This is a genomic window from Pseudomonas fluvialis, from assembly GCF_002835605.1.
GTDB lineage: Bacteria > Pseudomonadota > Gammaproteobacteria > Pseudomonadales > Pseudomonadaceae > Aquipseudomonas > Aquipseudomonas fluvialis.
Map to the genome: position 1 here is coordinate 1 of NZ_PIYS01000002.1, position 23,793 is coordinate 23,793.

Genomic DNA, 23,793 nt, shown 5'->3' on the forward strand with positions numbered 1-23,793 from the left:
TCGGTTAGAATACCGGCCTGTCACGCCGGGGGTCGCGGGTTCGAGTCCCGTCCGCTGCGCCATATCCACAAAGCCCTGCTCAATCGAGCGGGGCTTTGTCGTTTCTGCCTCCATCAGTTTGGTGGATTGTGTTTTCTGGCGCCGTTGGCGCGTCTCCCAAAGCGCCTCGCAGACGTCTCAGGCTGCTTCAGGAACGTCATGCAAGCACTTGTTATTTCCTGATTTTGTCAAGCGAATCGGTGTGCTGCGGTGTTATCATGGCGCGGTCAGCCCCGCCGGGGCTTGTGGAACCCAGCAATGGACGTACCCAGTAGTTACTCAGAACCTCGATTGCGCAATCGCATACGGACTGATTGAGCCCCCAAGGCGTGCCTGCCGCTGGGGGTGGAGCACGCTATGAGCGAAGTTGAAGCGAAAAAGCCGCAGGAAAACCTGCAGGATCGCCTGGCTCAGGTGGTCGAACTGCTGCACCGCCACCGCCTGGTGGAAGACCTGACCCATCGTCAGGAAGGTCAGCACCACGACCGGGTGGAAAACCTGGTACATCGTCAGAATCTCGCCGAGCTGCAACGCAAGCTTGATGAGCTGCACTCGGCCGACGTGGCCCATATTCTGGAAGCCCTGCCGCTCCACGATCGCCTGACTGTCTGGCAGCTGGTGCGTGCCGAGCGTGATGGCGACATTCTTCTGGAAGTATCCGATGCCGTGCGGGAAACCCTGCTGGCTGACATGGATGATCACGAGATACTCGCCGCTGCCCGGGAAATGGATGCCGATGAGCTGGCAGACCTGGCCCCCGAACTGCCGCGTGATGTCGTCCATGAGTTGATGGAAAGCCTGGATGCGCAGCAGCGTGAGCGTGTGCGTTCGGCCTTGTCCTACGACGAGGATCAGGTCGGCGCACTGATGGACTTCGAGATGGTCACCATCCGCGAGGATGTCAGCCTGGAAGTCGTGTTGCGCTACCTGCGGCGCCTGAAGGAGCTGCCGGGGCACACCGACAAGCTCTTCGTGGTCGACTATGACGGCATTCTCAAGGGCGTATTGCCGATCAAGCGCCTGCTGGTCAACGATCCGGATAAGCAGGTTGGCGAGGTCATGGCCGATGATCCGGTGACCTTCAATCCGGATGAGGATGCCTATGATGCGGCCCAGGCTTTCGAGCGCTATGACCTGATTTCAGCGCCTGTGGTGGATCGCAACGGCAAGCTGATTGGGCGTCTGACCATTGACGAAATGGTTGACCTGATTCGTGAAGAGAGCGAAAGCGAAGTGCTCAACATGGCCGGCTTGCGCGAAGAAGAAGACATCTTCGCCTCGGTCTGGAAGTCGGTGGGCAACCGTTGGGCCTGGCTGGCTGTCAATCTGGTCACGGCTTTTGTGGCTTCTCGGGTGATTGGCCTGTTCGAAGGCTCCATTGAGAAGCTGGTGGCGTTGGCTGCGCTGATGCCAATTGTCGCCGGTATTGGCGGAAACTCCGGCAATCAGAGCATCACCATGATTGTCCGGGCGATTGCCCTGGATCAGGTGGGTACGGGGAACACGGCCCGGCTGATGCGCAAGGAGTTGGGCGTAGCGCTGGTCAATGGCCTGCTATGGGGCGGGGTGATCGGTGTGGTCGCTGGTGTGCTCTATGATAGCTGGTCGCTGGGGGCAGTGATGACGGCGGCGATGACGCTTAATTTGCTGCTGGCGGCGCTGATGGGGGTGTTGATTCCCATGAGCCTGTTGCGTCTGGGGCGTGATCCGGCCATGGGCGCCAGTGTGATGATCACGGCCATGACCGATAGTGGTGGATTCTTCATTTTCCTGGGCTTGGCTACCCTGTTCCTGTTGTAGGGTGTGGTTTCTGAATAGCTGTAGGTAGGGTTTTTCCCTGTTATCGGCTGCGGCAAACTGACGCTTGTCTGGAAAATAATGTCGCTATTTTGGCGCTTTGATTGCTTCGGATTGGATTTTCAGGCTAATGTTCCGCCGCTTGGCTGGGTCAAAAGCCCGTCAGGCCCGACATAACGAATGCCGGCCAAGAGCCGCATCACTTGGAGCCTATCGATGACCCCGACTGAGCTTTTGCTGGAAGGTGTGGAACTCATGCTGATTGGCATGGGCTGTGTTCTGGCTTTCCTCACGCTTCTGATCTATGCCATCCGCGGCATGTCCATCCTGATCGAGCGTTTCGTCCCGACACCGGTGCTTGCGGCGCCTGTTGTTCGCAAGCAGACCGCCGTTGCGGCGCCTGTTGATCCGCTTGTCATTGCCGCTATTCAGGCAGCCATCCACCAGCACCGTGCCAAGCGCGGCTAACGTCTCCGCCAGGGAGTTTTGACGATGACCAAGAAACCGCTCGGCATTACCGATGTGGTGCTGCGTGATGCGCACCAGTCCATTCTTGCTACCCGCGTTCGTCTGGAAGATATGCTGCCGATCGCCCCGAAACTCGATCAGGTGGGCTTCTGGTCGGTAGAGTCATGGGGTGGGGCGACCTTTGATGCCTGTATCCGTTATCTCGGGGAAGATCCGTGGGAGCGTATCCGCGCCCTGAAGAAGGCCATGCCCAACACGCGTCAACAAATGTTGCTGCGTGGCCAGAACCTGTTGGGTTACCGGCATTATGCCGATGATGTGGTGGACAAGTTCGTTGAGCGGGCCGCGATCAATGGTGTCGACGTGTTCCGTGTCTTCGATGCCATGAATGATCCGCGCAATCTGGATCGCGCCCTCAAGGCGGTCAAGCAGGTTGGCAAACATGCGCAGGGAACCATTTCCTACACCACCAGCCCAGTCCATACCCTGGACATGTGGGTCGATCTGGCCAAGCAGATCGAAGACATGGGCGCTGACTCGGTGGCCATCAAGGACATGGCCGGTATTCTCACGCCCTATACCGCCTTCGAGTTGGTCACGCGCCTGAAAGCCAGCCTGGCCATTCCGATCCATATGCAGTGCCATGCCACGGCCGGCCTGTCTTCGGTGGCTATCCTCAAAGCCGTCGAGGCGGGTATTGATAATGTCGATACGGCCATCTCCTCGCTGTCCATGACCTACGGTCATTCGCCGACCGAATCGGTGGTGGCGATGTTCCAGGGTACCGAGCGTGACACTGGCCTGAACCTTGAGTTGCTGGAAGAAATTGCTGCCTATTTCCGCGAGGTGCGGAAGAAATACGCCAAGTTCGAGGGCAACCTCAAAGGGGTGGACTCGCGCATTCTGGTCGCCCAGGTGCCGGGAGGCATGCTCACCAATATGGAAAGCCAGCTCAAGGAGCAGGGCGCCCAGGATAAATTCGATCAGGTGCTCGCCGAGATTCCGCGCGTGCGCGAAGACCTCGGTTTTATCCCGCTGGTAACACCGACTTCGCAGATCGTCGGCACCCAGGCCGTGATCAATGTGCTGACGGGTGAGCGCTACAAGTCGATTACCAAGGAAACTGCCGGCGTGCTCAAGGGTGAGTACGGTGCGGCACCGGCGCCTTTCAACAAGGCGCTTCAGGAGCGTGTGCTGGATGGTGGTCAGGCCATTACCTGTCGCCCGGCCGACGTGCTGCAGCCGGAAATGGACAAGCTGACCGCCGAGTTGCGTGAGCTGGCCAAAGAGAAGGGCATCAAGCTGGCGGCTGAAGAAATTGACGATGTGCTGACCTACGCACTCTTCCCGCAGATCGGCCTGAAGTTCCTGGAGAATCGCGGTAACCCGGCGGCCTTCGAACCCGTCCCGACCGGCAAGGAAGGCCTGGTCAGGGAGGCGGGACAGCCCGAAGCCTATACCGTGGAAGTCAATGGCCAGTCCTATGTGGTGCAGGTTAGCGAAGGCGGCGACTTGCAGGGCATCAAACCGCTGGGTGGCCAGGCAGTGGTGCAGGGTGTAGCAGCAGCGCCGTCTGCGGGGGCTGGCGAAGCGCAGAAGGCGCCGCTGGCCGGCAACATCTTCAAGGTGCTGGTGCAGGCTGGTGATCAGGTTGAGGAAGGTGAGCTGATCATGATCCTCGAGGCGATGAAGATGGAGACCGAGATCCGTGCCTTTAAGAGCGGCACGATCGGCAGTGTCAACGTCAAGGTGGGTGACGCGGTGGCGGTGGGCGATAGCCTGCTGACCATCGGCTGAGGGCTCTGACATGGAAAAAATGTTAAAGCTTTGGCAGAGCACCGGTCTCTATCATATTGAGCCCGGTCAGCTGCTGATGATTGCAGTCTGTCTCGGGTTGATCTACCTGGCTATCAAGAAAGGCTTCGAGCCGCTGTTGCTGATTCCCATCGGCTTCGGTGGTTTGCTGTCGAATATTCCGGTAGCCAATATGGCCGAGGGCGCGGGCTTCCTGCACCTGATTTATGAGGTAGGCCTGCCGACCAGTATCTTTCCGCTGCTGATCTTTCTGGGTGTGGGGGCCATGACGGATTTCGGCCCGATGCTGGCCAACCCGAAGACCCTGCTGTTAGGGGCGGCGGCTCAGTTCGGTATCTTTGGTACTTTGTTGGGGGCTCTGGCGATTGGCTCGCTGGGTATTCCCGGCATGGAATTCACTCTGAAAGAGGCGGCATCGATTGCCATCATTGGTGGCGCGGATGGCCCGACCTCGATCTTCGTGACGTCCAAGCTGGCACCCCACCTGCTGGGCCCGATCGCTGTGGCAGCCTATACCTATATGGCGCTGGTGCCGTTGATCCAGCCGCCAATCATGCGTGCGCTGACCACCAAGGAAGAGCGTGCCATCGTCATGTCGCAGCTGCGTCCGGTGAGCCAGGCAGAGAAGATCATCTTTCCGCTGGTGCTGTGTGTGCTGATTGGCTTGCTGTTGCCGGATGCTGCACCGCTGATCGGTATGTTCGCGCTGGGCAATTTGCTGCGTGAGGCCGGTGTGGTAGAACGTCTGGCGGATACCTCGCGGAACGCCCTGATCAATATCGTGACCATCTTCCTGGGGTTGGTGGTGGGCTCCAAGCTTTCGGCAGACTCCTTCCTGCAGGTGAAGACTCTGGGCATCATCATGCTGGGTATGATGGCTTTCTGTGCAGGGACTGCTGCTGGTGTGATCATGGCGAAGATCATGAATATGTTCAGCAAGAACAAGATCAATCCGTTGATTGGTTCGGCTGGTGTGTCGGCGGTGCCGATGGCTGCGCGGGTTTCCAACAAGGTGGGCCTGGAAGCCAATCCGCAAAACTTCCTGCTGATGCATGCCATGGGGCCGAATGTGGCCGGGGTTATTGGTTCGGCCGTGGCAGCTGGCGTGTTGCTGAGTTTTGTTGGCTAGCCTGTATCTGGGGTCGGCTATGTGTCGGCCCCAAAGATGCAGATATAAAAAAACCGGCTGAAAGCCGGTTTTTTTATGGGGTTGCCCGGTTATTCGGCACTCAGTTCGCTGTCATGATCGATCAGCGCTACCAGGGCATTTTGCTGGCGGCGGCTGAGTTGGCGAAAGCGCTGCAGCAATTCGCGTTCGCTGAGGCTGAGTTCCGGACTGTCGATGCACAGAGACGTGTCGGTTTGCATACCTTCCTCCTGGAACAGGCTTTGTTCCAGGCGGGCGATGATCTCCGAGTTCATACTGCGGCGATGGCTGCGTGCCACTTCGCCGATGCGTTCGCGCATGCCGTCGGGTAGACGGACCACGAATTTGTCAGCCGTGCGGCTGGAGTAGGGTGCCTGTTTCATAGGGCGCATAAGGTAAACCGATTGGTTTGGGAAAGCGATGCTGGCAATCAGCTATGCGATTGTCACCAATATGACCGCGTTTGGCAGCTGCCGTTCAGCGGGTTGGCAGGTAAAGGCTCGCCAAAATTACGTTGTCAATTTTCAGTCAAGCCGCTGCCTTTGCATAGCGTTAAACTGAAGAAATGCGACTCGGCTGACATAACGAGTCTATGAGGCCGGGGCGGAGGTATCGATGCGCTTGGTTTACCTGATGGGGCCTTCGGGGGCTGGCAAAGACAGCCTTCTGCAGGCCGCCGCGCAAGCCCTTGCCGAGCGGGGCTATCACTTGGCGCCACGTTGCGTGACGCGCGTTGGGGTGAGCAACGAGCCTTTGGAAGAGTGGCTCAGTGAGGAGGTGTTTGCGGCGCGCCAGGCTGCAGGCGACTTTGCCCTGTGTTGGCAGGCCAATGGCTTGAGCTATGGTGTGCCACGACAGATTGATGATTGGCTGCAGGCGGGGCAGGCGGTGCTGGTTAACGGGTCGCGTGGTTACCTGAACGAGGCACGACACCGTTATCCGAACTTGCAAGCGATCTGCCTGGAAGCACCCACCCCGCAACTGCGTGAGCGTCTGTTGAAGCGCGGTCGGGAGACGGCTCGGCAGGTCGAAGAGCGTTTGCTTCGTCACCAGCAGCTGCAGGCAGCATTGCGTGATGCCGGGGCTTACTGCGTGGTGGAGGCGGGCGGCAGTCTTGAAAAGAGCGTGGAGGCGCTGCTCGCTTGCCTGGATGAGCCGGGGGCAGCCAACCTGTAGCCAGGCATCACGGCCGTCTATCCTGGCTGACAGCGCGTGCGGGATATGGCTCATTGGCCTGCCGGGCGCTGACTGCTAAGGTGCGCCGCTGTTCATCACAATAACAAGAGAGGGAGTTTGCCATGTCGCAGCCGCCGTCCCGCCAGGCGACCAATGCCTGGCGTATTCTGTTTCTGCTGTTTCTGGCCAATCTGTTCAACTTCTTCGATCGAACCATTCCGTCCATCGTCATCGAACCGATTCGTCTGGAGTGGAATCTCACGGACTTGCAGATTGGCCTGCTGGGTACGGCGTTCACCATTGTCTATGCGCTGGCGGGTATTCCGCTGGGTCGGCTTGCCGACATAGGCGCGCGGCGCAAGATCATGGGCTGTGGTTTGCTGGTATGGAGTGGCCTGACCGCACTCAATGGCATGGCCTGGAACTTCTGGAGCTTCCTGCTCATTCGCATGGGCGTGGGCATCGGTGAGGCGAGTTATGCGCCGGCGGCCAACTCGCTGATTGGTGATCTTTTTCCAGCAGAAAAACGCTCCAGGGCGATGGGCCTGTTCATGCTGGGCCTGCCGCTGGGCCTGCTGCTGGCTTATTTCACCATCGGTGCGATGGTCCAGGCCTTTGGCAGTTGGCGTGCGCCTTTCTTCATTGCCGCCGTACCGGGAATTATCTTGGCGTTGTTCATCTTCTTCATCCGTGAGCCGCGGCGTGGCGCGGCCGAGCAGGTGCAGGTGAGCGAGGAGAAGATTGCTCAGCCGTTGCGCAAGGTGCTGGCGATCCGCACCTTCTGGTGGTTGACCCTGGCCGGGCTTGCCTACAACTTCGCTGCCTATGCGGCCAACAGTTTCATGGTGCCTATGCTGCAACGCTACTTTGCCTTGTCGTTGCAGCAGGCAGCGGTGGCGGTGGGTATCATGGTCGGGCTGACCGGCTTGCTGGGGCTGACGGCTGGCGGTTGGCTGGCGGATCGCGCTCACCAGCGCTGGGCGCGTGGGCGCCTGCTGCTGGGCGCAGTGAGCATGCTGATTGCTGCGCTCTGTACGGGCTATGTGCTGTTGGCCGGGCAGATTGCCATTGGTGTGTTCGTCGCGGTGTTCAGCCTCGGCTGGCTGTTTTCCTACAATTTCTATACCTGCGTCTATACGGCGATTCAGGATGTGGTGGAGCCGCGTCTGCGTGCCAGTGCCATGGCGTTGTTCTTCGCCGGTTTGTACCTGCTGGGTGGCGGGCTTGGCCCACTGGTGGTCGGTGGTCTGTCCGATCACTTTGCCGAAGCGGCACGCCTGGCTGCCGGCGCAACGCAGATGACCGAGCAATTCCGCGCCATCGGCCTGCACGATGCGTTGTACCTGATTCCACTGGCCTTGCTGCTGACCATGCTGGCCCTGTGGCAGGCGTCACGCACGTTTTGTGCGGACGCCCAGCGTATGCAGGAAGGCCTGCGCTAGCCGGCCACCAGTACGCGAATGGCTTCCAGGCGCAGGGCGGCTTTTTCCAGGTAGGCCAGGCCTTCGTCGCGCTGCCGCTGCAGGGTCTGCAGTTCGCTGTCGCGCACGTTAGGGTTGACGGCTCGTAGCGCCTGCAGGCGCGCCAGCTCTTCGTCGCGTTCGTCGATCAGGCGCTGCCTGGCCTGCGCGACACGTTGCGCGTGGTGTGGCTCGACCTTGGCCTGCGCCGCATTGATCTGCCGGGCCAGCACTTCGCGCTGGGCCTGGACAAATTTGTTGGCGCTGGCACGCGGCACGCTCTCCAGTTGATCGTTGAGGGTTTCGAAGGCCACCTTGCCTGCCAGGTCGTTGCCGTTGCTGTCGAGCAGGCAGCGTATGGCTTGTGGGGCGAAAAAGCGCCCCAGCTGCAGGCTGCGCGGCGCGACGACTTCGCTGACGAAGAGCAGTTCGAGGAGTACCGTACCTGGCTTGAGCGCCTTGTTCTTGATCAGCGCCACCGCGGTATTACCCATCGAGCCGGACAGCACCAGGTCCATGCCGCCTTGCACCATGGGGTGTTCCCAGGTGAGGAATTGCATGTCCTCGCGGCTCAGGGCCTGTTGGCGGTCATAGGTGATAGTGACGGCTTCGTCGTCGCCGAGCGGGAAGCTGGCATCGAGCATTTTCTCGCTGGGGCGCAGGATCAGCGCATTTTCCGAGTGATCCTCGCTGTCGATGCCAAAGGCCTCGAACAGTTCTTCCATGTAGATCGGCAAGGCGAACTGGTCGTCCTGCTCGTGGATCGCCTCAACCAGTGACTCGCCTTCGCCAGCTCCACCAGAGTTGAGTTCCAGCAGACGGTCGCGGCCGCGCTGCATATCCTGCTCCAGGCGTTCGCGTTGCGCGCGGGCTTCCTCCAGCAAGGCCTGCCAGGCGCCGGCCGGGCCGCCCGGCAACTGTTCGAGCAGGCGGCTGCCGAACTGATGCTGCAGGGCATTGCCGGTGGGGCAGGTGGCCAGGAAGGCGTTGAGCGCCTGCTGGTACCAGTGGAACAGTCGCTCCTGTGCACTGCCTTCCAGGTAGGGAACGTGCAGTTGGATACGATGTTGCTGGCCAATACGATCCAGGCGGCCAATACGCTGCTCGAGCAGATCCGGGTGGGCCGGCAGATCGAACAGCACCAGATGATGACTGAACTGGAAGTTGCGTCCCTCGGAACCGATTTCCGAACAGATCAGTACCTGCGCGCCGAATTCTTCGTCGGCGAAGTAGGCGGCGGCACGATCGCGTTCGAGGATGCTCATGCCTTCGTGGAACACCGTGGCGGGAATGCCTGAGCGTACGCGCAGGGCGTCTTCCAGATCGAGAGCGGTCTCGGCATGTGCGCAGATCACCAGTACCTTGAATTTCTTGAGCATCTTCAGGGTGTCGATCAGCCATTCGACGCGCGGATCAAAGCGCCACCAGCGTTGTTCGTCGTCCTGGGTGTCCTGGGCCTGGTAGGCCACCTCGGGATACAGCTCGGCCTGCTCTTCAGGCTGTAAGGCCAGGTACTGTTCGGGGCAGGGCAGCGGGTAAGGATGCAGTTCGCGCTCGGGGAAGCCGCGTACTGCTGCGCGTGTGTTGCGAAACAGCAGGCGACCTGTGCCGTGGCGGTCGAGCAGCTCGCGTACCAGGCGTGCGCGGGCCTGTTCGTCGCCGGCCTCCAGTGCTGCCAGCAGGGTGGCGCCAGACTGGCCGAGGAAGCCGCCAATCGCCTGGCGGGCCTGTTCGCTGAGCTGGCCATGGTCAAGCAGCTCCTGCACGGCGGCGGCAACCGGCTGGTATTGCTGGCTTTCCGCGCGGAAGGCCTGCAGGTCGTGGAAACGATGCGGGTCGAGCAGGCGCAGGCGTGCGAAATGGCTTTCCTGACCCAGTTGTTCGGGGGTCGCGGTGAGCAGCAGCACGCCGGCAATATGCCCGGCCAACTGCTCCACCAGGTTGTATTCGGCGCTGGCCCGCTCAGCATGCCAGACCAGGTGGTGTGCTTCGTCCACCACCAACAGGTCCCAGCCGGCGGCAAAAAGGGCATCCTGGGCGCGTTCGTCACTGACCAGCCACTCCAGTGCGACCAGCGCCAGCTGGCAGTCCTCGAAGGGATTGTCGGCATCGCTTTCCAGGAAGCGTTCGGCATCGAACAGCGCTACCTGCAGGTTGAAGCGCCGGCGCATTTCCACCAGCCATTGATGCTGGAGGTTTTCCGGAACCAGGATCAGCACCCGGCTGGCCCGTCCGCTCAGCAGTTGGCGATGAATCACCAGGCCGGCTTCGATGGTCTTACCCAGGCCCACTTCATCGGCGAGCAGAACGCGCGGCGCGATGCGATCGGCTACTTCGCGGGCGATATGTAACTGGTGAGCAATCGGTTGCGCACGCACGCCGCCGAGGCCCCAGAGAGGCGACTGCAGCAGGCGGTTCTGATGCTGGTAAGTGTGATAGCGCAGGGCAAACCAGGGTAGTGGGTCGATCTGTCCGGCGAACAGGCGATCGCTGGCCAGGCGGAACTGAATGAAGTTCGACAGTTGGGTTTCCGGCAGGCTGCGTGGTTGGTGCTGGCTGTCGAAGCCGTGGTAGACCAGCAGGCCGTCGATGTCCTCGACTTCCTGTACGGTCAGTTTCCAGCCTTCGAAATGGGTGATCTCGTCGCCCGGGGCGAAGCGCACGCGGGTCAGCGGTGCGTTGCGCAGCGCATACTGACGCGTATCGCCGGTCGCCGGATAGAGTACGGTGAGCAGGCGCCCGTCACTGGTCAGTACGGTGCCCAGGCCCAGTTCCGCCTCGCTGTCACTGATCCAGCGTTGACCTGGTTGATACTGCTGCGACATGCGACTCTCCCGCTGTGAAAAAAGCCGCGTATGGTAACCGATGCCTTCAGGCGGGGCGACGGCACTGTACGGCTATTTGTGGGTCCAATACCCTGCCAGCAAAGTGTAGCGGGTATGCTGCCGGTCAAGTTGCGGTATGCCTGGCCGACAGCCTGAACAGGGCTTGCCGGCCTGTCGTCACGGAGGAGTGCAGATGCTGCCACCTATCCCTCAGAGCCTGGTGCCGGTCATGGCGCAGCAGGACACACCCAAGCCGCGCCCGGAGATTCCGCCTGTCACGCCCACCGAGGAAAGTGCCAGCGAGAGTGCCATCAGCCTGGATCGGCGTCATCCACAGGAGGTGCAGGAACGCTGGCGCGAAGCGCAGCGCCGGCGCCGCCATCCGTCGGGCGCGGTGCAAACGGACGACGAAGAGTCGCCAGCGCTGCCCGAGGACATGCCGCGCCAGGGGCTATGGATTGATGTCGAGGTTTAGTGCGCGGGGCGGGCTGGGGCTGTTACCCGTGTGGCGGCGGACGCCAGGTATAATCAGCCATCTTTTGCCTGTCGGGGCAGTGCATGGAACTGTTTGGCGATCACCGTCTGCATCTGCCGGATGCCGAACTGGACTGGTATCCGCATTGGCTGCCGAGCGCGCAGGCTGATGCTTGGTTGCAGGCGCTGATTGAGCAAGTGAGCTGGTCGCAACCACAGGTACAACTGTTTGGTCGTTGGCACAGGGTGCCACGCCTGGTCGCCTGGTACGGTGATCCGCAGGCCAGCTACGGCTACTCGGGGCAGCGTCATCAGCCGCTGGCCTGGACGGCCTTGCTGCAGGGCATCCGCCAGGCGGTTGAGCAGGCCGCCGGTGCGTCCTTCAATGCCGTGCTACTCAATTACTATCGCGATGGCCAGGACTGCATGGGTTGGCACAGCGATGATGAAGCCGAGCTGGGTGCGCAGCCCTGCATTGCCTCGCTGAGCCTGGGGCAGGCACGGCGTTTCGACCTGCGCCGACGGGGTAGTCAGCGTATCGAACACTCCGTGCTGCTGGAGCATGGCAGTCTGCTGGTGATGCGTGGATCAACCCAGCATCATTGGCAACATCAGGTGGCGCGCAGTCGCAAGATCAGCGCGCCGCGCATCAATCTGACTTTTCGCCGGGTGAATCCATGAGTGACGACCGCCAGCCCATTGACTTTGCTGCCGAGCGCGACAAGCGCATTCATGACCTGCATGAGCGTCGCCTGGGCGAAGTGCGTGCGGCGTTCGAGCGTGCCTTGCCACTTCCCAAGGCACGGCCAACCAGCAAGAAAGGTAAGCCGAAGAAGAAGCGTTGAGAGACCTGCGCTAACGCATTTTCCCTGCCAGCTATTAACCATGCGCTCTGTAAGGTTGATCTGGGTCAATCAAATGGCAGGCCATGTCATCAGCGGTGTCGTGGATTGATCAACGTCAATTTTCTCAGACCACCCTGCGCCTACTCTGCAGCCATGTCACACAGGCTAACCGCAGGAGGCAGCCATGTTCATGGATACCGTGGTGTTTGCTGGAATCGGCACCGTTCTACTGATGGTCGCTTTCTTGGGCGGCTTTGGCTATTTCATCTGGAAGGACTCGCACAAGCGCAAGCAGGGCTGACCTTTCGGATTCACAGGCACGCAAGGCAATTTGGGCGACTTCTGGTCGCCCTTTTTTTTGCGTGCTTTGCCTGGCGGCGGTTCAGTGCGGCGCCAGGTTCAACGCATGCAGGATGAAGGCATACTCCAGTGCGGTATCCCGCAAGCCCTGGTAGCGTCCGCTCATACCGCCATGGCCGGCTTCCAGGTCGGTCTTGAGCAGCAGTAGATGCTGGTCAGTCTTGCAGTGGCGCAGTTTGGCCACCCATTTCGCTGCTTCCCAGTACTGCACGCGGGTGTCGTGATAGCCGGCTACCACCAGTAGTGCCGGGTAGGCTTGGGCGCAGACGTTCTCATAGGGGGCATAGTTGCGTAGGCGCTGGTAGACCTCAGGCTCCTGCGGATTGCCCCATTCCTCGTACTCGGTGATGGTCAGCGGCAGCTCGGGGTCGAGCATGGTGTTGAGTACATCGACAAACGGCACCTCGGCGATGGCCGCGGCAAACAGCTCGGGGCGCTGGTTGAGCACGGCACCGATCAGCAGGCCACCTGCGCTGCCGCCGCTGATGACCAGCTGCGCTGGGCAGGTCAGGCCGCTGGCGATCAACTGTTCAGCACAGTGAATGAAGTCACTGAAGCTGTTTTCCTTGTGTGCCAGCTTGCCAGCGCGATACCAGGCTTCGCCGAGCTCGCCACCGCCGCGCACATGGGCGATAGCGAAAATGAAGCCACGCTGCAGCAGGCTTAGCCGGGCGTGGGAGAACCAGGGGTCGAGACACTCGCCATAGGCTCCATAGCCATAAAGGTACAGCGGTGCCGGTTGCTGGCCGGCCAGCACCTCGCGGCGCGCTACCAGGCTGATGGGGATCTGCTGGCCGTCGTGGGCCGTGGCCCAGAGCCGTTGGCTGGCATACTCCTCGCTGCTGAACTCGCCGAGTACGACGGTCTGTTTGAGTACCTGTTGCGTGGTGTCATGCAGGTGCAGTTGGCGAATCTGCGCCGGGCATTGCAAGGATTCATAGCGCAGGCGCAGATAAGGGCTGTCGAATTCCAGGCTGTCGTAGATCGCCAGGCTGTACACGGCATCCGGCATCTCTAGCCGGCATGGCACCTGGCCGGATCGGCACAGCTCGAGCACTTGCAGGCCCTGCTCGCGTAGCGATAGCAGGTAGCCGTCACGCTTGAGGGTCAGGCCTTCGAGCATCACCTGGGGGTCGTGGGCGCGCAACAGTTGCCAGTCCGGGCGCTGCGCAGCGTGTTCCTCGGCACGGTAGAGCGCGAAGTTGATGCCCGTCTGATTGCTGCGGATCAGCCATTGCCAGCGGCCATCCAGCCAGCCGTGGTCGACCTCGTATTCGTGCTCGGGACTGCGCGCGGCCAGGCATTGCCAGGTGCCGGCAGGCTGGTCGGCGGGCAGCACCCAGCACTCACTGCAGGTCTTGCTGGCCAGTTGCAGGATCAGCTGACGCTCCGAGCTGCTCCGGTAGCAGTGTAGGAAAAAACGCTCGTCAGGCTCCTCGAAAACCACCTCGCTGTGGCCGCTGGGCAGGTGATGGCGGAGCAAGTGCCAGGGACGATGGCAGTCGTCGAGGCTGACATAGAACAGCGTCTGGTTGTCGTTGGCCCAGACCAGGCTGCCGTCGGCCGCTTCGCTGGGCAGGCTGTGCAGGCTGCCGTCCAGCAGGTTGCTGACGAATAGCTGGTAGATCTCCTCGCCGCTACGATCCAGGCTATAGGCCAGCCATTGCTGGTCGGGGCTGACGCTGAACGCGCCCAGTGCCAGGTAGCCGCCACCTGCCAGTTGATTGGGGTCGAGCAACAACTGCTCGCTGTCAGGGTCGGTTTGCAGGCTGTCGTCGGCAGGGCGCCGGCAGCGGTAATGGCGTGGATATTCATCGCCGGCCTGGGTACGTGTGTAGTACAGCCAGGGGCCCCAGGGGCTGGGCAAGGAAAGGTCGGTTTCCTGAATGCGGCTACGGATTTCCTCGAACAGCTGCTCGCGCAGAGCCTGCTGGCCGGCCAGGGCGGTTTGCCAGTAGTGGTTTTCCGCCTCCAGGTAAGCCAGTACCTCAGGGCTGTCGCGCTGCTGCAGCCAGTGGTAAGGATCGCTGCCCGGAGCACGGCGGGCCTGGGGAGGAAGGAGGGGCATGGGTAACCTCGGGCATCATGGCGGGCGAGCCGCCTGGCGGAAAAGCCGTTATGATACGTGCCCCTCCAGCCGCCAGACCACGATTGCACCATGACCGAACAAGACTATCTGCTTGCCTGGGCTGCCTATGCGCTGGCGGCGCTGGGTTGCCTGCTGGTATGGCTGAAGCTGACCGGCTGGATGTGGCGTTGGCTGCGTGAGCCATTGCGGGTGCTGGTCATGGTACTGCTGGCCAGTCCCACGGTGGTGGATGCCGAACGCGGGCTGTTAGCCCCTTCTATCGCCATTACCGCCATGGATCTGCTACTCAAGACCGGCAACAACGCCTGGCGCGCCGCGGCTGATCTCAGTCTCTACACGCTGCTGGCGCTGGCTGCCTACCTGGTGTTTGCCCTGTTGCGCTGGCCGATTGAGCGCAGTGTGCAGCGTCGTCGCACGCAGGCCGCTGCGCGCGCTGAAGACCCGCGAACCTTGCGCGAACTGCTTGCCGAAGAGGATGACCAGGCGCGTTTCGAGCGCCGTGAACCGAGGATCTAGGCATGGATTGCGTGTTCTGTGCGCTACTGGAAGGGCGCCTGCCGGCAGATATCGTGTATAGCGATGCGCAGCATGTGGTGCTGTTGGATATTTATCCCTTGCGTCCCTGGCATGTACTGATCGTCAGTCGCCAACATGCGCCGTTTCTCAGTGACCTGCAGGCGCCCGCGCGGGACAGCCTTTTGGCGTTGGCCGAGCGCCTGGGACGGGCGTTGCGGCGGGCCGATCCATGTATCGCCGGGGTCAACCTGCTGCTCAATGATGGTCCGCTGGCCAATCAGCACATTGCGCACCTGCACCTGCACCTGATTCCCCGCCGACGCGGCGACCTGCCCGCACTGTGCTGGCGCATTCTCACGCGTTTCCTGCCGTTTGGCCGGGCGCGTCTGCAGCGCCGCTTGCGTGAGCAAACGCAGTGCTTGCGCCAGGCGCTGGCTGAAGAGGGTTGAGCCGATGTGCGAACTGCTGGGCATGAGTGCCAACGTGCCAACCGATATCGTCTTCAGCTTCACCGGACTGATGCAGCGCGGCGGGGGCAGTGGTCCGCACCGCGATGGTTGGGGCGTGGGTTTCTACGAAGGACGGGGCTTGCGCCTGTTTCAGGACCCGCAGGCCAGTATCGACTCGGAAGTGGCGCGTCTGCTGACCCGTTATCCGATCAAGAGCGAAGTGGTGATCGGCCATGTGCGCCAGGCCAATGTCGGTACGGTGTGCCTGGCCAACACCCATCCCTTCAGTCGTGAGCTCTGGGGGCGTAACTGGTGCTTCGCGCATAACGGCCAGTTGTCCGACTTTACGCCGCTCGGCAGCTTCTACCGGCCGGTGGGCGATACCGACAGCGAAGCGGCCTTCTGCGACTTGCTCAACCGTGTGCGTGCTGCTTTCGCCGAGCCGGTTGCCTGGGGGCGGCTGTTGCCTGTGCTGGTCGAGGCGGCCAGCCACTATCGCCGGCATGGCGTGTTCAACTGCCTGCTCAGCGACGGTGACTGGCTGTTTACCTGCTGCACCAGCAAGCTGGCCTGGATTACCCGGCGTGCTCCGTTTGGCCCGGCCTGTCTCCGCGATGTGGATGTCAGCGTGGATTTTGGCAGCGAAACCACGCCCGATGACGTGGTGACGGTGATTGCCACCGAAGCGCTGACCAGCAATGAGCGCTGGCAGTGTTACCAGCCGGGCGAGTGGCGGCTCTGGCAGCGCGGCGAGTGCCTGGCGACAGGACAGCTGTAAGCTGTTGCCGCCAGGCCGGCGGCTGGGCGAGTGGTTACTTGGAGAGGAACTTCATGCCGTCTTCCAGGCCCTGCAGGGTCAGCGGGTACATCTGGTCGTTGATCAGCTCACGGATCAGGCCGGTGGACGCCGTGTAGTCCCAGCTGTGCTTGGGGTAGGGATTGATCCAGATAAGCTTCTTGTACTTCTCCATGAAACGACGGATCCATACGTAGCCGGCCTCGTCGTTCCAGTGCTCGACACTGCCGCCAGGCTGGGTGATCTCGTAGGGCGCCATGGCGGCGTCGCCGACAAATACCACCTTGTAGTCGGCGCCATACTTGTGCAACAGGTCGAAGGTGGAGTAGCGCTCGGAGGTACGGCGCAGGTTGTTCTTCCACACCGACTCATACACGCAGTTGTGGAAGTAGAAGTACTCCATGTGCTTGAACTCGGTCTTGCAGGCCGAGAACAGCTCTTCACACACCTTGACGTGGGCATCCATCGAGCCGCCGATATCGAACAGCAGGAGCAGCTTGACGGTATTGCGTCGTTCCGGGCGCATCTGGATGTTCAGCAGGCCACCGTCCTTGGCCGTGTGGTCGATAGTGCCACCGAGATCGAACTCATCGGCGGCCCCTTCGCGGGCAAACTTGCGCAGGCGGCGCAGGGCAACCTTGATGTTGCGTGTGCCCAGTTCGACCTGATCATCGAGGTTCTTGTACTCGCGCTGGTCCCAGACCTTGACTGCCTTGCCCTGGCGCTTGCCGGCATCGCCCACGCGAATTCCCTCGGGGTTGAAACCGCCCGAGCCGAACGGGCTGGTGCCGCCGGTACCGATCCACTTATTGCCGCCGGCGTGTTTTTCCTTCTGCTCTTCCAGGCGTTTTTTGAATTCTTCGATCAGCTTGTCCAGGCCGCCCAGTGACTCGATCCTGGCGCGCTCTTCCTCGCTCAGCGAGCGTTCGAATTCCTTGCGCAGCCATTCTTCGGGGATCAGCGCCTCGATATGCTGGTCGAGGTTCTCCAGGCCCTTGAAGTAGGCGGCAAAGGCGCGGTCGAACTTGTCGAAATGGCGTTCGTCCTTGACCAGGATGGCACGGGCCAGGAAATAGAATTCGTCCATGTCGGCAAACACCACATGGTGCTTGAGCGCATCGTGCAGGTCGAGCAGTTCGCGGACCGACACCGGCACCTTGGCCGCGCGCATTTCATTGAACAGGTTGAGCAGCATGGGCGTGCCCCCGAGAGAGTCATTGATTGCCACAGGGCCAGAAGGCTGGCCTGGACTGCACGGTGCGAGGGCTGAGCGAGCTAGAGCCAGGCAAGGCGAGGAGGGGTGAGAAAGCGCAGCTTACGCCTGTAAGTGAGCATTTCGAACCGCTCCTCAACACCGCCTGGCCGACGCGCAGCCAGCCCGATTTATCGGGAAGCGCGGCGGGCCATGAAGGCCAGGCGCTCAAGCAGCATCACATCCTGCTCGTTCTTCACCAGCGCGCCGGCCAGCGGCGGGATGGCCTTGGTCGGATCGCGCTCGCGCAGCACGGCTTCGCCGATGTTGTCGGCCATCAGCAGCTTCAGCCAGTCGACCAGCTCGCTGGTCGAGGGCTTCTTCTTCAGGCCCGGCACCTTGCGCACGTCGAAGAATACGTCGAGTGCCTCGGCCACCAGTTCGTTGCTGATGCCCGGGTAATGTACGTCGACGATTTTCTTCAGGGTGTCGCGGTCCGGGAAGGCGATGTAGTGGAAGAAGCAGCGGCGCAGGAAGGCGTCCGGCAGTTCCTTCTCGTTGTTCGAGGTGATGATGATGATCGGACGCTGCTTGGCCTTGATCGTCTCGTTGGTCTCGTAAACGTAGAACTCCATCTTGTCGAGTTCCTGCAACAGGTCGTTGGGGAACTCGATGTCGGCCTTGTCGATTTCGTCGATCAGCAGGATGACCCGCTCATCGGCTTCGAAGGCCTCCCACAGCTTGCCCTTCTTGATGTAGTTGCGAACGTCATGGACCTTGTCGGAGTTCAGTTGCGAGTCACGCAGGCGGCTGACCGCATCGTATTCGTAGAGACCCTGATGGGCCTTGGTGGTGGACTTGATGTGCCAGGTGATCAGCTTGGCGCCGAACGCTTCGGACAGCTGCTCGGCGAGCATGGTCTTGCCGGTCCCTGGCTCACCCTTGACCAACAGCGGGCGCTGCAGGGTGATGGCGGCGTTGACTGCCAACTTCAGGTCGTCGGTGGCGACGTAGGACTGGGTGCCTTCGAACTTCATCAGGGAATCCTCGCAACGTGATGCAGGGGCGGCGCCCACTGGCGTAAAGCGCGAACTATAGCCTGAGGCCGGCTAGGCTGTGAACGCAGTGGCGATATTCAGTCAGGCTATGGGCGAACCCGTCCATAGCTGTGCGCCGACTGGACGCTGCCGGCGGCTGCACTTAGTCTTGGGTTTTTGCATCGCCCCAAGGAGCATCGCATGAGCCGTATCTATGCCGACAACGCCCAGGCTATCGGTAATACCCCGTTGGTTCGTATCAACCGCCTTGGCCCGTCGGGTGTCACCTTGCTGGCCAAGATCGAAGGACGTAACCCGGCTTATTCGGTGAAATGCCGGATTGGCGCCAGCATGATCTGGGATGCCGAAGAACGTGGCCTGCTCAAGCCAGGCATGACCCTGGTGGAGCCGACTTCCGGCAATACCGGTATCGGCCTGGCCTTCGTGGCCGCCGCGCGGGGCTACAAGCTGATGCTGACCATGCCGGCCTCGATGAGCCTGGAACGGCGCAAGGTACTCAAGGCACTGGGTGCCGAACTGGTGCTCACCGAGCCGGCCAAGGGCATGAAGGGGGCTATCGAGAAAGCCGCGGAAATCGCTGCCAGCAACCCGCAGCAGTATCTGTTGCTGCAGCAGTTCGAGAACCCGGCGAACCCGGCCATCCACGAGCGGACCACCGGGCCGGAGATCTGGAATGACACCGACGGGGCTATCGATGTGCTGGTCTCCGGCGTGGGCACCGGCGGTACGCTGACCGGCATTTCCCGCTACATCAAACACACCCGTGGCAAGGCCATTCTCACCGTGGCCGTGGAGCCGGAAAGCTCGCCGGTGATCACCCAGGCGCTGGCCGGCCAGGAGCTCAAGCCGGCACCGCACAAGATCCAGGGTATCGGTGCTGGTTTTGTGCCGAAGAACCTCGATCTGACGCTGATCGACCGGGTCGAGCGGGTCAGCGATGACGAGGCCAAGGCCATGGCCCTGCGCCTGATGCGTGAGGAAGGCATTCTCTGCGGTATTTCCTGCGGGGCGGCCATGGCCGCGGCGGTACGCCTGGCGGCGGAGCCGGCCATGCAGGGTAAGACCCTGGTGGTGATCCTGCCGGATTCCGGTGAGCGTTACCTGTCGTCGATGCTGTTTGACGGGCTGTTCACCGAGCAGGAGCTGCAGCAGTGAAATGGCTGTGCCTGGCTGCCGGCCTGATGCTGGCGGGTACGGCGCAGGCCGACGGCACCGATGACTACCTGGCCGGCCTGCGTGCCCTGCAACAGGGTGACGGCGAGCAGGCGCTCTACCTGCTGGAGCAGGCTGCCAACGCCGGGCTGATGGACGCGCAATGGCGGCTTGGCGAGCTGTTGCCCGGTCAGCGCGGTGAACGCTGGTTGCGTGCCGCGGTGCGCCAGGGCTCGCGTCCGGCTGCCGTCAGCCTGGCGCAGCGTTACTACGACAGCCAGCAATACCGGCGTGCGGCGCAATGCTGGCTGCATGCCGCGCGTCAGGGTAGCAGTGCTGCACAGGCCCGGCTCGGTGCGCTACAGGTGGTGGGGTATGGCTTGCCCAGGGATCGTGTGCAGGCCTATGCCTGGCTCAACCTGGCGGCCAGTGCCGGTGACGCGGAGGTACTGGCCCTGCGCGACAAGCTGGGCGAGCAGTTGAGTGCCGAGCAGCGTGATGCCGGGGAGGCGCGTAGTCGTGATGTGTTGCTGGCGGTGCCGCCGCTGGCCGGCGAGCCGCCCTGTGGTGAGTGAGGCGGGCCGTTCCTGAGTCTTTCGGCCAGTTGCGGTCAGCCCCTCGCAGCCCCTACTCTGATGCCTTCGAACAACGCAGTGCAGGGGCTTTCCATGGGGCAGCAGTGGCCGGCGGGCGAAATCGCCCGACAGATTCTCGAGGGTTTCGACGACTATCGTGAGCAGTTCCGCCAGATCACCAATGGCGGACGCACGCGCTTCCAGCAAGCGCAATGGCAGGAAATCCAGCAGGCGTCGGCGGCCCGCATCAATCTCTATGAGGAAAAGGTCGAACAGACCATCCAGACACTGCGCCAGGCCTTTACCGGCGAGCAGTTACTGGATGTTCAGCACTGGCCGCTGGTCAAGAGCGCCTACATCACGCAGATCGACAGTCGTTTCGATGATGAACTGGCCGAGACCTGGTACAACTCGATTTTTTGCAGCCTGTTCAGCCACGACCAGATCAGTGACGGCTGCATGTTCATCCATACCACCCGCCCGGCACTGCGGGTCAACGAGCGGCCACCACAGGTACGTACTTACCACCCGCAGGGTAATTTGAAGAGCTGTCTGGCGCAGATCTTCGAGGAGTACAAGTTTGAAGTGGCCTATGTGGATCTGCCGGCTGATCTTGAACGACTGACCCGGCAGTTGCAGGACAACCTGCCGGACTGGGTGTGCAAGGATCCTGAGCTGACCATCGAGCTGTACAGCTCGCGGCTGTACCGCAACAAGGGGGCCTATGTGGTAGGTCGCCTGTTCACCCGCGACGAGCAATGGCCGCTGGTGATTCCCTTCCTGCACCACGAAGGGCAGGGCATCGTCATCGATGCGCTGATCACCGACGAGGCGGAGGTGTCGATCATCTTCTCCTTTACACGCTCCTATTTCATGGTGCGGGTTGGTTACCCGGCCGAGTTTATCGGTTTCCTGCGGCAGATCATGCCCGGCAAGCACATTGCCGAGCTGTATACCTCCATCGGCTTCTACAAACATGGCAAGTCGGAGTTCTATCGCGCGCTGATCCGCCATCTGGCCAGCACCGATGACCGCTTCATCATGGCGCCCGGGGTGCGCGGCATGGTCATGAGCGTGTTTACCCTGCCGGGCTTCAATACCGTGTTCAAGATCATCAAGGATCGTTTCTCGCCGTCGAAGAACGTCGACCGCGCTACGGTGATCGAGAAGTACCGCATGGTGAAGAGCGTCGACCGTGTCGGACGCATGGCCGATACCCAGGAGTTTGCCGACTTCCGCTTCCCGCTTTCCAAGTTCGAACCCGAATGCCTGGCCGAACTGCTCGAAGTGGCGCCTTCCACGGTGCAGGTCGAGGGTGATGTGGTGTTAGTGCGTCACTGCTGGACGGAGCGACGCATGACGCCGCTTAACCTCTATCTGGAGCAGGCCAACGAAGCGCAGGTACGGGCGGCACTGGAAGAGTACGGGCTGGCCATCAAGCAACTGGCTGCCGCGAATATCTTCCCGGGCGACATGCTGCTGAAGAACTTCGGCGTGACTCGCCATGGCCGCGTGGTGTTCTACGACTACGACGAAATCTGCTACCTCACCGAGGTGAACTTCCGGCGCATTCCGCCAGCCCGTTACCCGGAGGACGAGATGTCCAGCGAACCCTGGTACTCGGTGGGGCCCAACGATGTGTTCCCCGAGGAATTCCCGACCTTTTTGTTTGCCGATATACGTCAGCGCCGGCTGTTCAATCAGCTGCATGGCGACCTGTTTACCCCGGAATACTGGCAGGGTCTGCAGGAGGCCATTCGCGCCGGTAAGGTGATTGATGTGTTCCCCTACCGGCGCCAGGAAGTGCTCAGCACGCCGAGCTGACAAGCGCTGCGGGTCTCCCGGTGATGTGCTGTCGCCGGGAGGCTGTTACAAAAAAATGCTCGACCGTTTCGGCAGGTTTTCCTGAGCTGATCTATTACTTGGCAGTGTCTCGCGTTTCGCGTTTCGTCCAAGGAAGCCAGGTATTGCCAGTATGCGCAGCAATCTGCCGGTTACTCAGCACGAACGGACTTTTTCCGCTCGGGAACGATTGATCTCCACCACCGACCTGCACGGCAAGATCACCTATTGCAACGACGCCTTCGTTGCCATCAGTGGCTTTGCCCGCGAAGAGCTGCTGGGGCAGCCGCATAACCTGGTGCGCCACCCGGATATGCCGGGCGCTGTGTTTGCGCATATGTGGGACACCCTCAAGCAGGGCAAGCCCTGGATGGGACTGGTGAAGAATCGCTGTAAACAGGGTGATTTCTACTGGGTCAGTGCTTATGTCACGCCCATCTACGAAAACAACCAGATGATTGGCTATGAGTCGGTGCGTACCTTGCCCAGCCAGGCACAGAAGGCGCGTGCCAGTGCACTGTATGCGCGCTTGCGGGCTGGGAAACCCCCAGTGCCGCGCTGGCAGTCCTGGACCGAAGACTTGCGTCAGTCCTGGCCGTTGTTGCTGGCGGGGGTTGTGTTGCTCCTGGGCCAGTGGTTGTGGCCCGGCTGGCTGGCCATGCTGCTGAGTGTGGTAAGTCTGTTTGTCGCCGGTGCCGTGCAGTTGTATCGCCAACGGCAGGCCATGCGTGAAACGCTGGCCGAGCATCCCAAGGCTTTCACCAGTGCCCTGGTCGCCTTGACCTATACGGACCGCCGCGGTGCGCAGGCCTTGCTGGACATGGCCATGATCAGCGAGGAAGCGCGCATGCAAACTGCGCTGACCCGCCTGGAGGATGTCGCCGAAGGCGTGCGCCGTCGTGCTGCCGAGTCGGCACGCCTGGCTACTGCCGAGGCCGACCTGCTGGATCAGCAGCGCAGTGAGACCGACCAGTCGGCCACGGCGATCACCGAAATGGCTACCACCATTCAGGAAGTAGCGCACAACGTACAACACACCAGCCATGCTGCCGAAGAGGCCGACCAACTGGCCCGGCAAGGGCGTGATCTGGTCGGCGGCAGCGTCGAGTCGATGTTGCAGATGGCGCGTGCTGTGCATGATATCGGCCAGGCTGTGAATGAGTTGGCTTCGGCTACCCAGTCGATTGGCAGCGTTGCCGACGTGATTACCTCGATTGCCGAGCAGACCAATCTACTGGCGCTGAATGCGGCCATCGAAGCGGCGCGGGCGGGCGAGCAGGGGCGTGGTTTTGCGGTGGTGGCCGACGAGGTACGTGCCCTGGCGACACGTACCCGTGAGTCTACCGAGCAGATCCAGCAGATCATTGCCGCGCTGCGTCAGGGGGCTGAGCGTGCCGTGCAGACCGCCGGGCGTGGCGAGGCAATTTCGCGTGACAGTGTCAGTAGCGTCGAGTCGGTGCGTACGGCACTGAGCGGGATTACCGACTCGGTCTCGCAGATTACCCTGATGACCCAACAAATGGCGTCGGCAGCCGAAGAGCAAAGTCATGTCGCCGAGGACATCAGCCGGCAGATTTGCCGGATTGCCGAGCTGTCCGAGCACAGCACGCAACAGGCTGGTCAGGGCGCACAGATCGCCGCGGAGTTGCAGCATATGGCTGACGCGCTGCATGGCTTGGCCGAACGGTTCAACCGCTGAGTCACGGAAGGGCATGGCA

At 61.5% G+C, this 23,793-nt stretch carries 22 protein-coding genes; 17 read left to right on the forward strand and 5 right to left on the reverse strand.

Annotated features, from left to right (window positions below):
• Nucleotides 1-396 precede the first annotated feature (396 nt).
• From mgtE to CW360_RS00700, 4 genes are all read left to right on the forward strand, one after another.
• The gene (mgtE, locus tag CW360_RS00685; protein WP_101192401.1) at nucleotides 397-1,839 is read left to right on the forward strand and encodes a magnesium transporter; all 1,443 of its coding nucleotides are present in this window, start codon (nucleotides 397-399) and stop codon (nucleotides 1,837-1,839) included.
• Nucleotides 1,840-2,052: 213 nt separating this feature from the next.
• Nucleotides 2,053-2,304 (forward strand): OadG family protein, encoded by a 252-nt coding sequence (locus tag CW360_RS00690; RefSeq protein WP_093985808.1) that lies wholly within the window; start codon nucleotides 2,053-2,055, stop codon nucleotides 2,302-2,304.
• Between the two features lie 18 nt (nucleotides 2,305-2,322).
• Entirely contained in the window at nucleotides 2,323-4,101 is a 1,779-nt protein-coding gene (gene oadA, locus CW360_RS00695) for a sodium-extruding oxaloacetate decarboxylase subunit alpha (RefSeq protein ID WP_101192402.1), read from the forward strand.
• 10 nt (nucleotides 4,102-4,111) lie between these two features.
• Nucleotides 4,112-5,248, forward strand: coding sequence for a sodium ion-translocating decarboxylase subunit beta (locus tag CW360_RS00700; protein ID WP_101192403.1), 1,137 nt, complete (start codon nucleotides 4,112-4,114; stop codon nucleotides 5,246-5,248).
• Between the two features lie 89 nt (nucleotides 5,249-5,337).
• Here CW360_RS00700 and CW360_RS00705 read toward each other — a convergent pair whose 3' ends face one another.
• Nucleotides 5,338-5,658 (reverse strand): Arc family DNA-binding protein, encoded by a 321-nt coding sequence (locus CW360_RS00705; RefSeq protein ID WP_093985805.1) that lies wholly within the window; start codon nucleotides 5,656-5,658, stop codon nucleotides 5,338-5,340.
• 223 nt (nucleotides 5,659-5,881) lie between these two features.
• Between CW360_RS00705 and phnN the strand changes: the two genes are divergently transcribed.
• A complete protein-coding gene (gene phnN, locus CW360_RS00710; protein ID WP_101192404.1) occupies nucleotides 5,882-6,442 on the forward strand; it encodes a phosphonate metabolism protein/1,5-bisphosphokinase (PRPP-forming) PhnN in 561 nt (186 codons plus the stop codon).
• Nucleotides 6,443-6,564: 122 nt separating this feature from the next.
• On the forward strand, nucleotides 6,565-7,884 hold the full coding sequence (locus CW360_RS00715) for a spinster family MFS transporter (RefSeq protein WP_093985803.1): 1,320 nt from the start codon (nucleotides 6,565-6,567) through the stop codon (nucleotides 7,882-7,884).
• Here CW360_RS00715 and rapA read toward each other — a convergent pair.
• On the reverse strand, nucleotides 7,881-10,727 hold the full coding sequence (gene rapA / locus CW360_RS00720) for an RNA polymerase-associated protein RapA (protein ID WP_101192405.1): 2,847 nt from the start codon (nucleotides 10,725-10,727) through the stop codon (nucleotides 7,881-7,883). The two genes, CW360_RS00715 and rapA, sit on opposite strands and share 4 nt — an antisense overlap.
• A gap of 193 nt (nucleotides 10,728-10,920) precedes the next feature.
• Here rapA and CW360_RS00725 point away from each other — a divergent pair, with 193 nt between their 5' ends.
• The 4 genes from CW360_RS00725 (at nucleotide 10,921) to ccoM (ending at nucleotide 12,347) form a co-directional block, all read left to right on the forward strand.
• Nucleotides 10,921-11,202, forward strand: a complete 282-nt coding sequence (locus tag CW360_RS00725; RefSeq protein WP_101192406.1) for an aspartate-semialdehyde dehydrogenase — start codon at nucleotides 10,921-10,923, stop codon at nucleotides 11,200-11,202.
• 83 nt (nucleotides 11,203-11,285) lie between these two features.
• A complete protein-coding gene (locus CW360_RS00730; RefSeq protein WP_093985800.1) occupies nucleotides 11,286-11,882 on the forward strand; it encodes an alpha-ketoglutarate-dependent dioxygenase AlkB family protein in 597 nt (198 codons plus the stop codon).
• A complete protein-coding gene (locus CW360_RS16875) occupies nucleotides 11,879-12,046 on the forward strand; it encodes a hypothetical protein (RefSeq protein ID WP_093985799.1) in 168 nt (55 codons plus the stop codon). Before CW360_RS00730 ends, CW360_RS16875 begins: the two co-directional genes overlap by 4 nt.
• 184 nt (nucleotides 12,047-12,230) lie before the next feature.
• On the forward strand, nucleotides 12,231-12,347 hold the full coding sequence (gene ccoM, locus CW360_RS17170) for a cytochrome c oxidase subunit CcoM (protein WP_281255594.1): 117 nt from the start codon (nucleotides 12,231-12,233) through the stop codon (nucleotides 12,345-12,347).
• 81 nt (nucleotides 12,348-12,428) lie between these two features.
• On the opposite strand, the gene CW360_RS00735 is transcribed toward ccoM, so the two are convergent.
• Nucleotides 12,429-14,474, reverse strand: coding sequence for a S9 family peptidase (locus CW360_RS00735; protein ID WP_101192407.1), 2,046 nt, complete (start codon nucleotides 14,472-14,474; stop codon nucleotides 12,429-12,431).
• A 90-nt stretch (nucleotides 14,475-14,564) separates the two neighbouring features.
• Here CW360_RS00735 and CW360_RS00740 point away from each other — a divergent pair, with 90 nt between their 5' ends.
• Genes CW360_RS00740 through CW360_RS00750 form a run of 3 tightly spaced genes read left to right on the forward strand, consistent with a single transcriptional unit; the run spans nucleotide 14,565 to nucleotide 16,238 of the window.
• Nucleotides 14,565-15,011, forward strand: a complete 447-nt coding sequence (locus CW360_RS00740) for an MFS transporter (protein ID WP_101192408.1) — start codon at nucleotides 14,565-14,567, stop codon at nucleotides 15,009-15,011.
• Nucleotides 15,012-15,013: 2 nt separating this feature from the next.
• Nucleotides 15,014-15,460, forward strand: coding sequence for an HIT family protein (locus CW360_RS00745; RefSeq protein WP_093985796.1), 447 nt, complete (start codon nucleotides 15,014-15,016; stop codon nucleotides 15,458-15,460).
• A gap of 4 nt (nucleotides 15,461-15,464) precedes the next feature.
• A complete protein-coding gene (locus CW360_RS00750; protein ID WP_093985795.1) occupies nucleotides 15,465-16,238 on the forward strand; it encodes a class II glutamine amidotransferase in 774 nt (257 codons plus the stop codon).
• Between the two features lie 34 nt (nucleotides 16,239-16,272).
• Here CW360_RS00750 and CW360_RS00755 read toward each other — a convergent pair whose 3' ends face one another.
• On the reverse strand, nucleotides 16,273-17,451 hold the full coding sequence (locus tag CW360_RS00755) for a vWA domain-containing protein (protein ID WP_093985794.1): 1,179 nt from the start codon (nucleotides 17,449-17,451) through the stop codon (nucleotides 16,273-16,275).
• A 188-nt stretch (nucleotides 17,452-17,639) separates the two neighbouring features.
• Complete coding sequence (locus CW360_RS00760) at nucleotides 17,640-18,485, reverse strand: AAA family ATPase (RefSeq protein WP_101192409.1); 846 nt, start codon at nucleotides 18,483-18,485, stop codon at nucleotides 17,640-17,642.
• A gap of 201 nt (nucleotides 18,486-18,686) precedes the next feature.
• Here CW360_RS00760 and cysK point away from each other — a divergent pair, with 201 nt between their 5' ends.
• From cysK to CW360_RS00780, 4 genes are all read left to right on the forward strand, one after another.
• A complete protein-coding gene (gene cysK / locus CW360_RS00765; RefSeq protein WP_101192410.1) occupies nucleotides 18,687-19,661 on the forward strand; it encodes a cysteine synthase A in 975 nt (324 codons plus the stop codon).
• Nucleotides 19,658-20,233, forward strand: a complete 576-nt coding sequence (locus CW360_RS00770) for a tetratricopeptide repeat protein (RefSeq protein WP_093985791.1) — start codon at nucleotides 19,658-19,660, stop codon at nucleotides 20,231-20,233. The genes cysK and CW360_RS00770 overlap by 4 nt, the downstream gene beginning before the upstream one ends.
• Nucleotides 20,234-20,326: 93 nt before the next feature.
• Entirely contained in the window at nucleotides 20,327-22,057 is a 1,731-nt protein-coding gene (gene aceK, locus CW360_RS00775) for a bifunctional isocitrate dehydrogenase kinase/phosphatase (protein WP_093985790.1), read from the forward strand.
• Nucleotides 22,058-22,208: 151 nt separating this feature from the next.
• Nucleotides 22,209-23,774, forward strand: coding sequence for a methyl-accepting chemotaxis protein (locus CW360_RS00780; RefSeq protein ID WP_101192411.1), 1,566 nt, complete (start codon nucleotides 22,209-22,211; stop codon nucleotides 23,772-23,774).
• Nucleotides 23,775-23,793: the final 19 nt, after the last annotated feature.

Bases quoted from the DNA above. Each gene is read 5' to 3' on its own strand.
- mgtE (WP_101192401.1), top strand. From the start codon at position 397: ATGAGCGAAGTTGAAGCGAAAAAGCCGCAGGAAAACCTGCAGGATCGC.
- CW360_RS00690 (WP_093985808.1), top strand. From the start codon at position 2,053: ATGACCCCGACTGAGCTTTTGCTGGAAGGTGTGGAACTCATGCTGATT.
- CW360_RS00700 (WP_101192403.1), top strand. From the start codon at position 4,112: ATGGAAAAAATGTTAAAGCTTTGGCAGAGCACCGGTCTCTATCATATT.
- CW360_RS00705 (WP_093985805.1), bottom strand. From the start codon at position 5,658: ATGCGCCCTATGAAACAGGCACCCTACTCCAGCCGCACGGCTGACAAA.
- phnN (WP_101192404.1), top strand. From the start codon at position 5,882: ATGCGCTTGGTTTACCTGATGGGGCCTTCGGGGGCTGGCAAAGACAGC.
- CW360_RS00715 (WP_093985803.1), top strand. From the start codon at position 6,565: ATGTCGCAGCCGCCGTCCCGCCAGGCGACCAATGCCTGGCGTATTCTG.
- rapA (WP_101192405.1), bottom strand. From the start codon at position 10,727: ATGTCGCAGCAGTATCAACCAGGTCAACGCTGGATCAGTGACAGCGAG.
- CW360_RS00725 (WP_101192406.1), top strand. From the start codon at position 10,921: ATGCTGCCACCTATCCCTCAGAGCCTGGTGCCGGTCATGGCGCAGCAG.
- CW360_RS00730 (WP_093985800.1), top strand. From the start codon at position 11,286: ATGGAACTGTTTGGCGATCACCGTCTGCATCTGCCGGATGCCGAACTG.
- CW360_RS16875 (WP_093985799.1), top strand. From the start codon at position 11,879: ATGAGTGACGACCGCCAGCCCATTGACTTTGCTGCCGAGCGCGACAAG.
- ccoM (WP_281255594.1), top strand. From the start codon at position 12,231: ATGTTCATGGATACCGTGGTGTTTGCTGGAATCGGCACCGTTCTACTG.
- CW360_RS00735 (WP_101192407.1), bottom strand. From the start codon at position 14,474: ATGCCCCTCCTTCCTCCCCAGGCCCGCCGTGCTCCGGGCAGCGATCCT.
- CW360_RS00740 (WP_101192408.1), top strand. From the start codon at position 14,565: ATGACCGAACAAGACTATCTGCTTGCCTGGGCTGCCTATGCGCTGGCG.
- CW360_RS00745 (WP_093985796.1), top strand. From the start codon at position 15,014: ATGGATTGCGTGTTCTGTGCGCTACTGGAAGGGCGCCTGCCGGCAGAT.
- CW360_RS00750 (WP_093985795.1), top strand. From the start codon at position 15,465: ATGTGCGAACTGCTGGGCATGAGTGCCAACGTGCCAACCGATATCGTC.
- CW360_RS00755 (WP_093985794.1), bottom strand. From the start codon at position 17,451: ATGCTGCTCAACCTGTTCAATGAAATGCGCGCGGCCAAGGTGCCGGTG.
- CW360_RS00760 (WP_101192409.1), bottom strand. From the start codon at position 18,485: ATGAAGTTCGAAGGCACCCAGTCCTACGTCGCCACCGACGACCTGAAG.
- cysK (WP_101192410.1), top strand. From the start codon at position 18,687: ATGAGCCGTATCTATGCCGACAACGCCCAGGCTATCGGTAATACCCCG.
- aceK (WP_093985790.1), top strand. From the start codon at position 20,327: ATGGGGCAGCAGTGGCCGGCGGGCGAAATCGCCCGACAGATTCTCGAG.
- CW360_RS00780 (WP_101192411.1), top strand. From the start codon at position 22,209: ATGCGCAGCAATCTGCCGGTTACTCAGCACGAACGGACTTTTTCCGCT.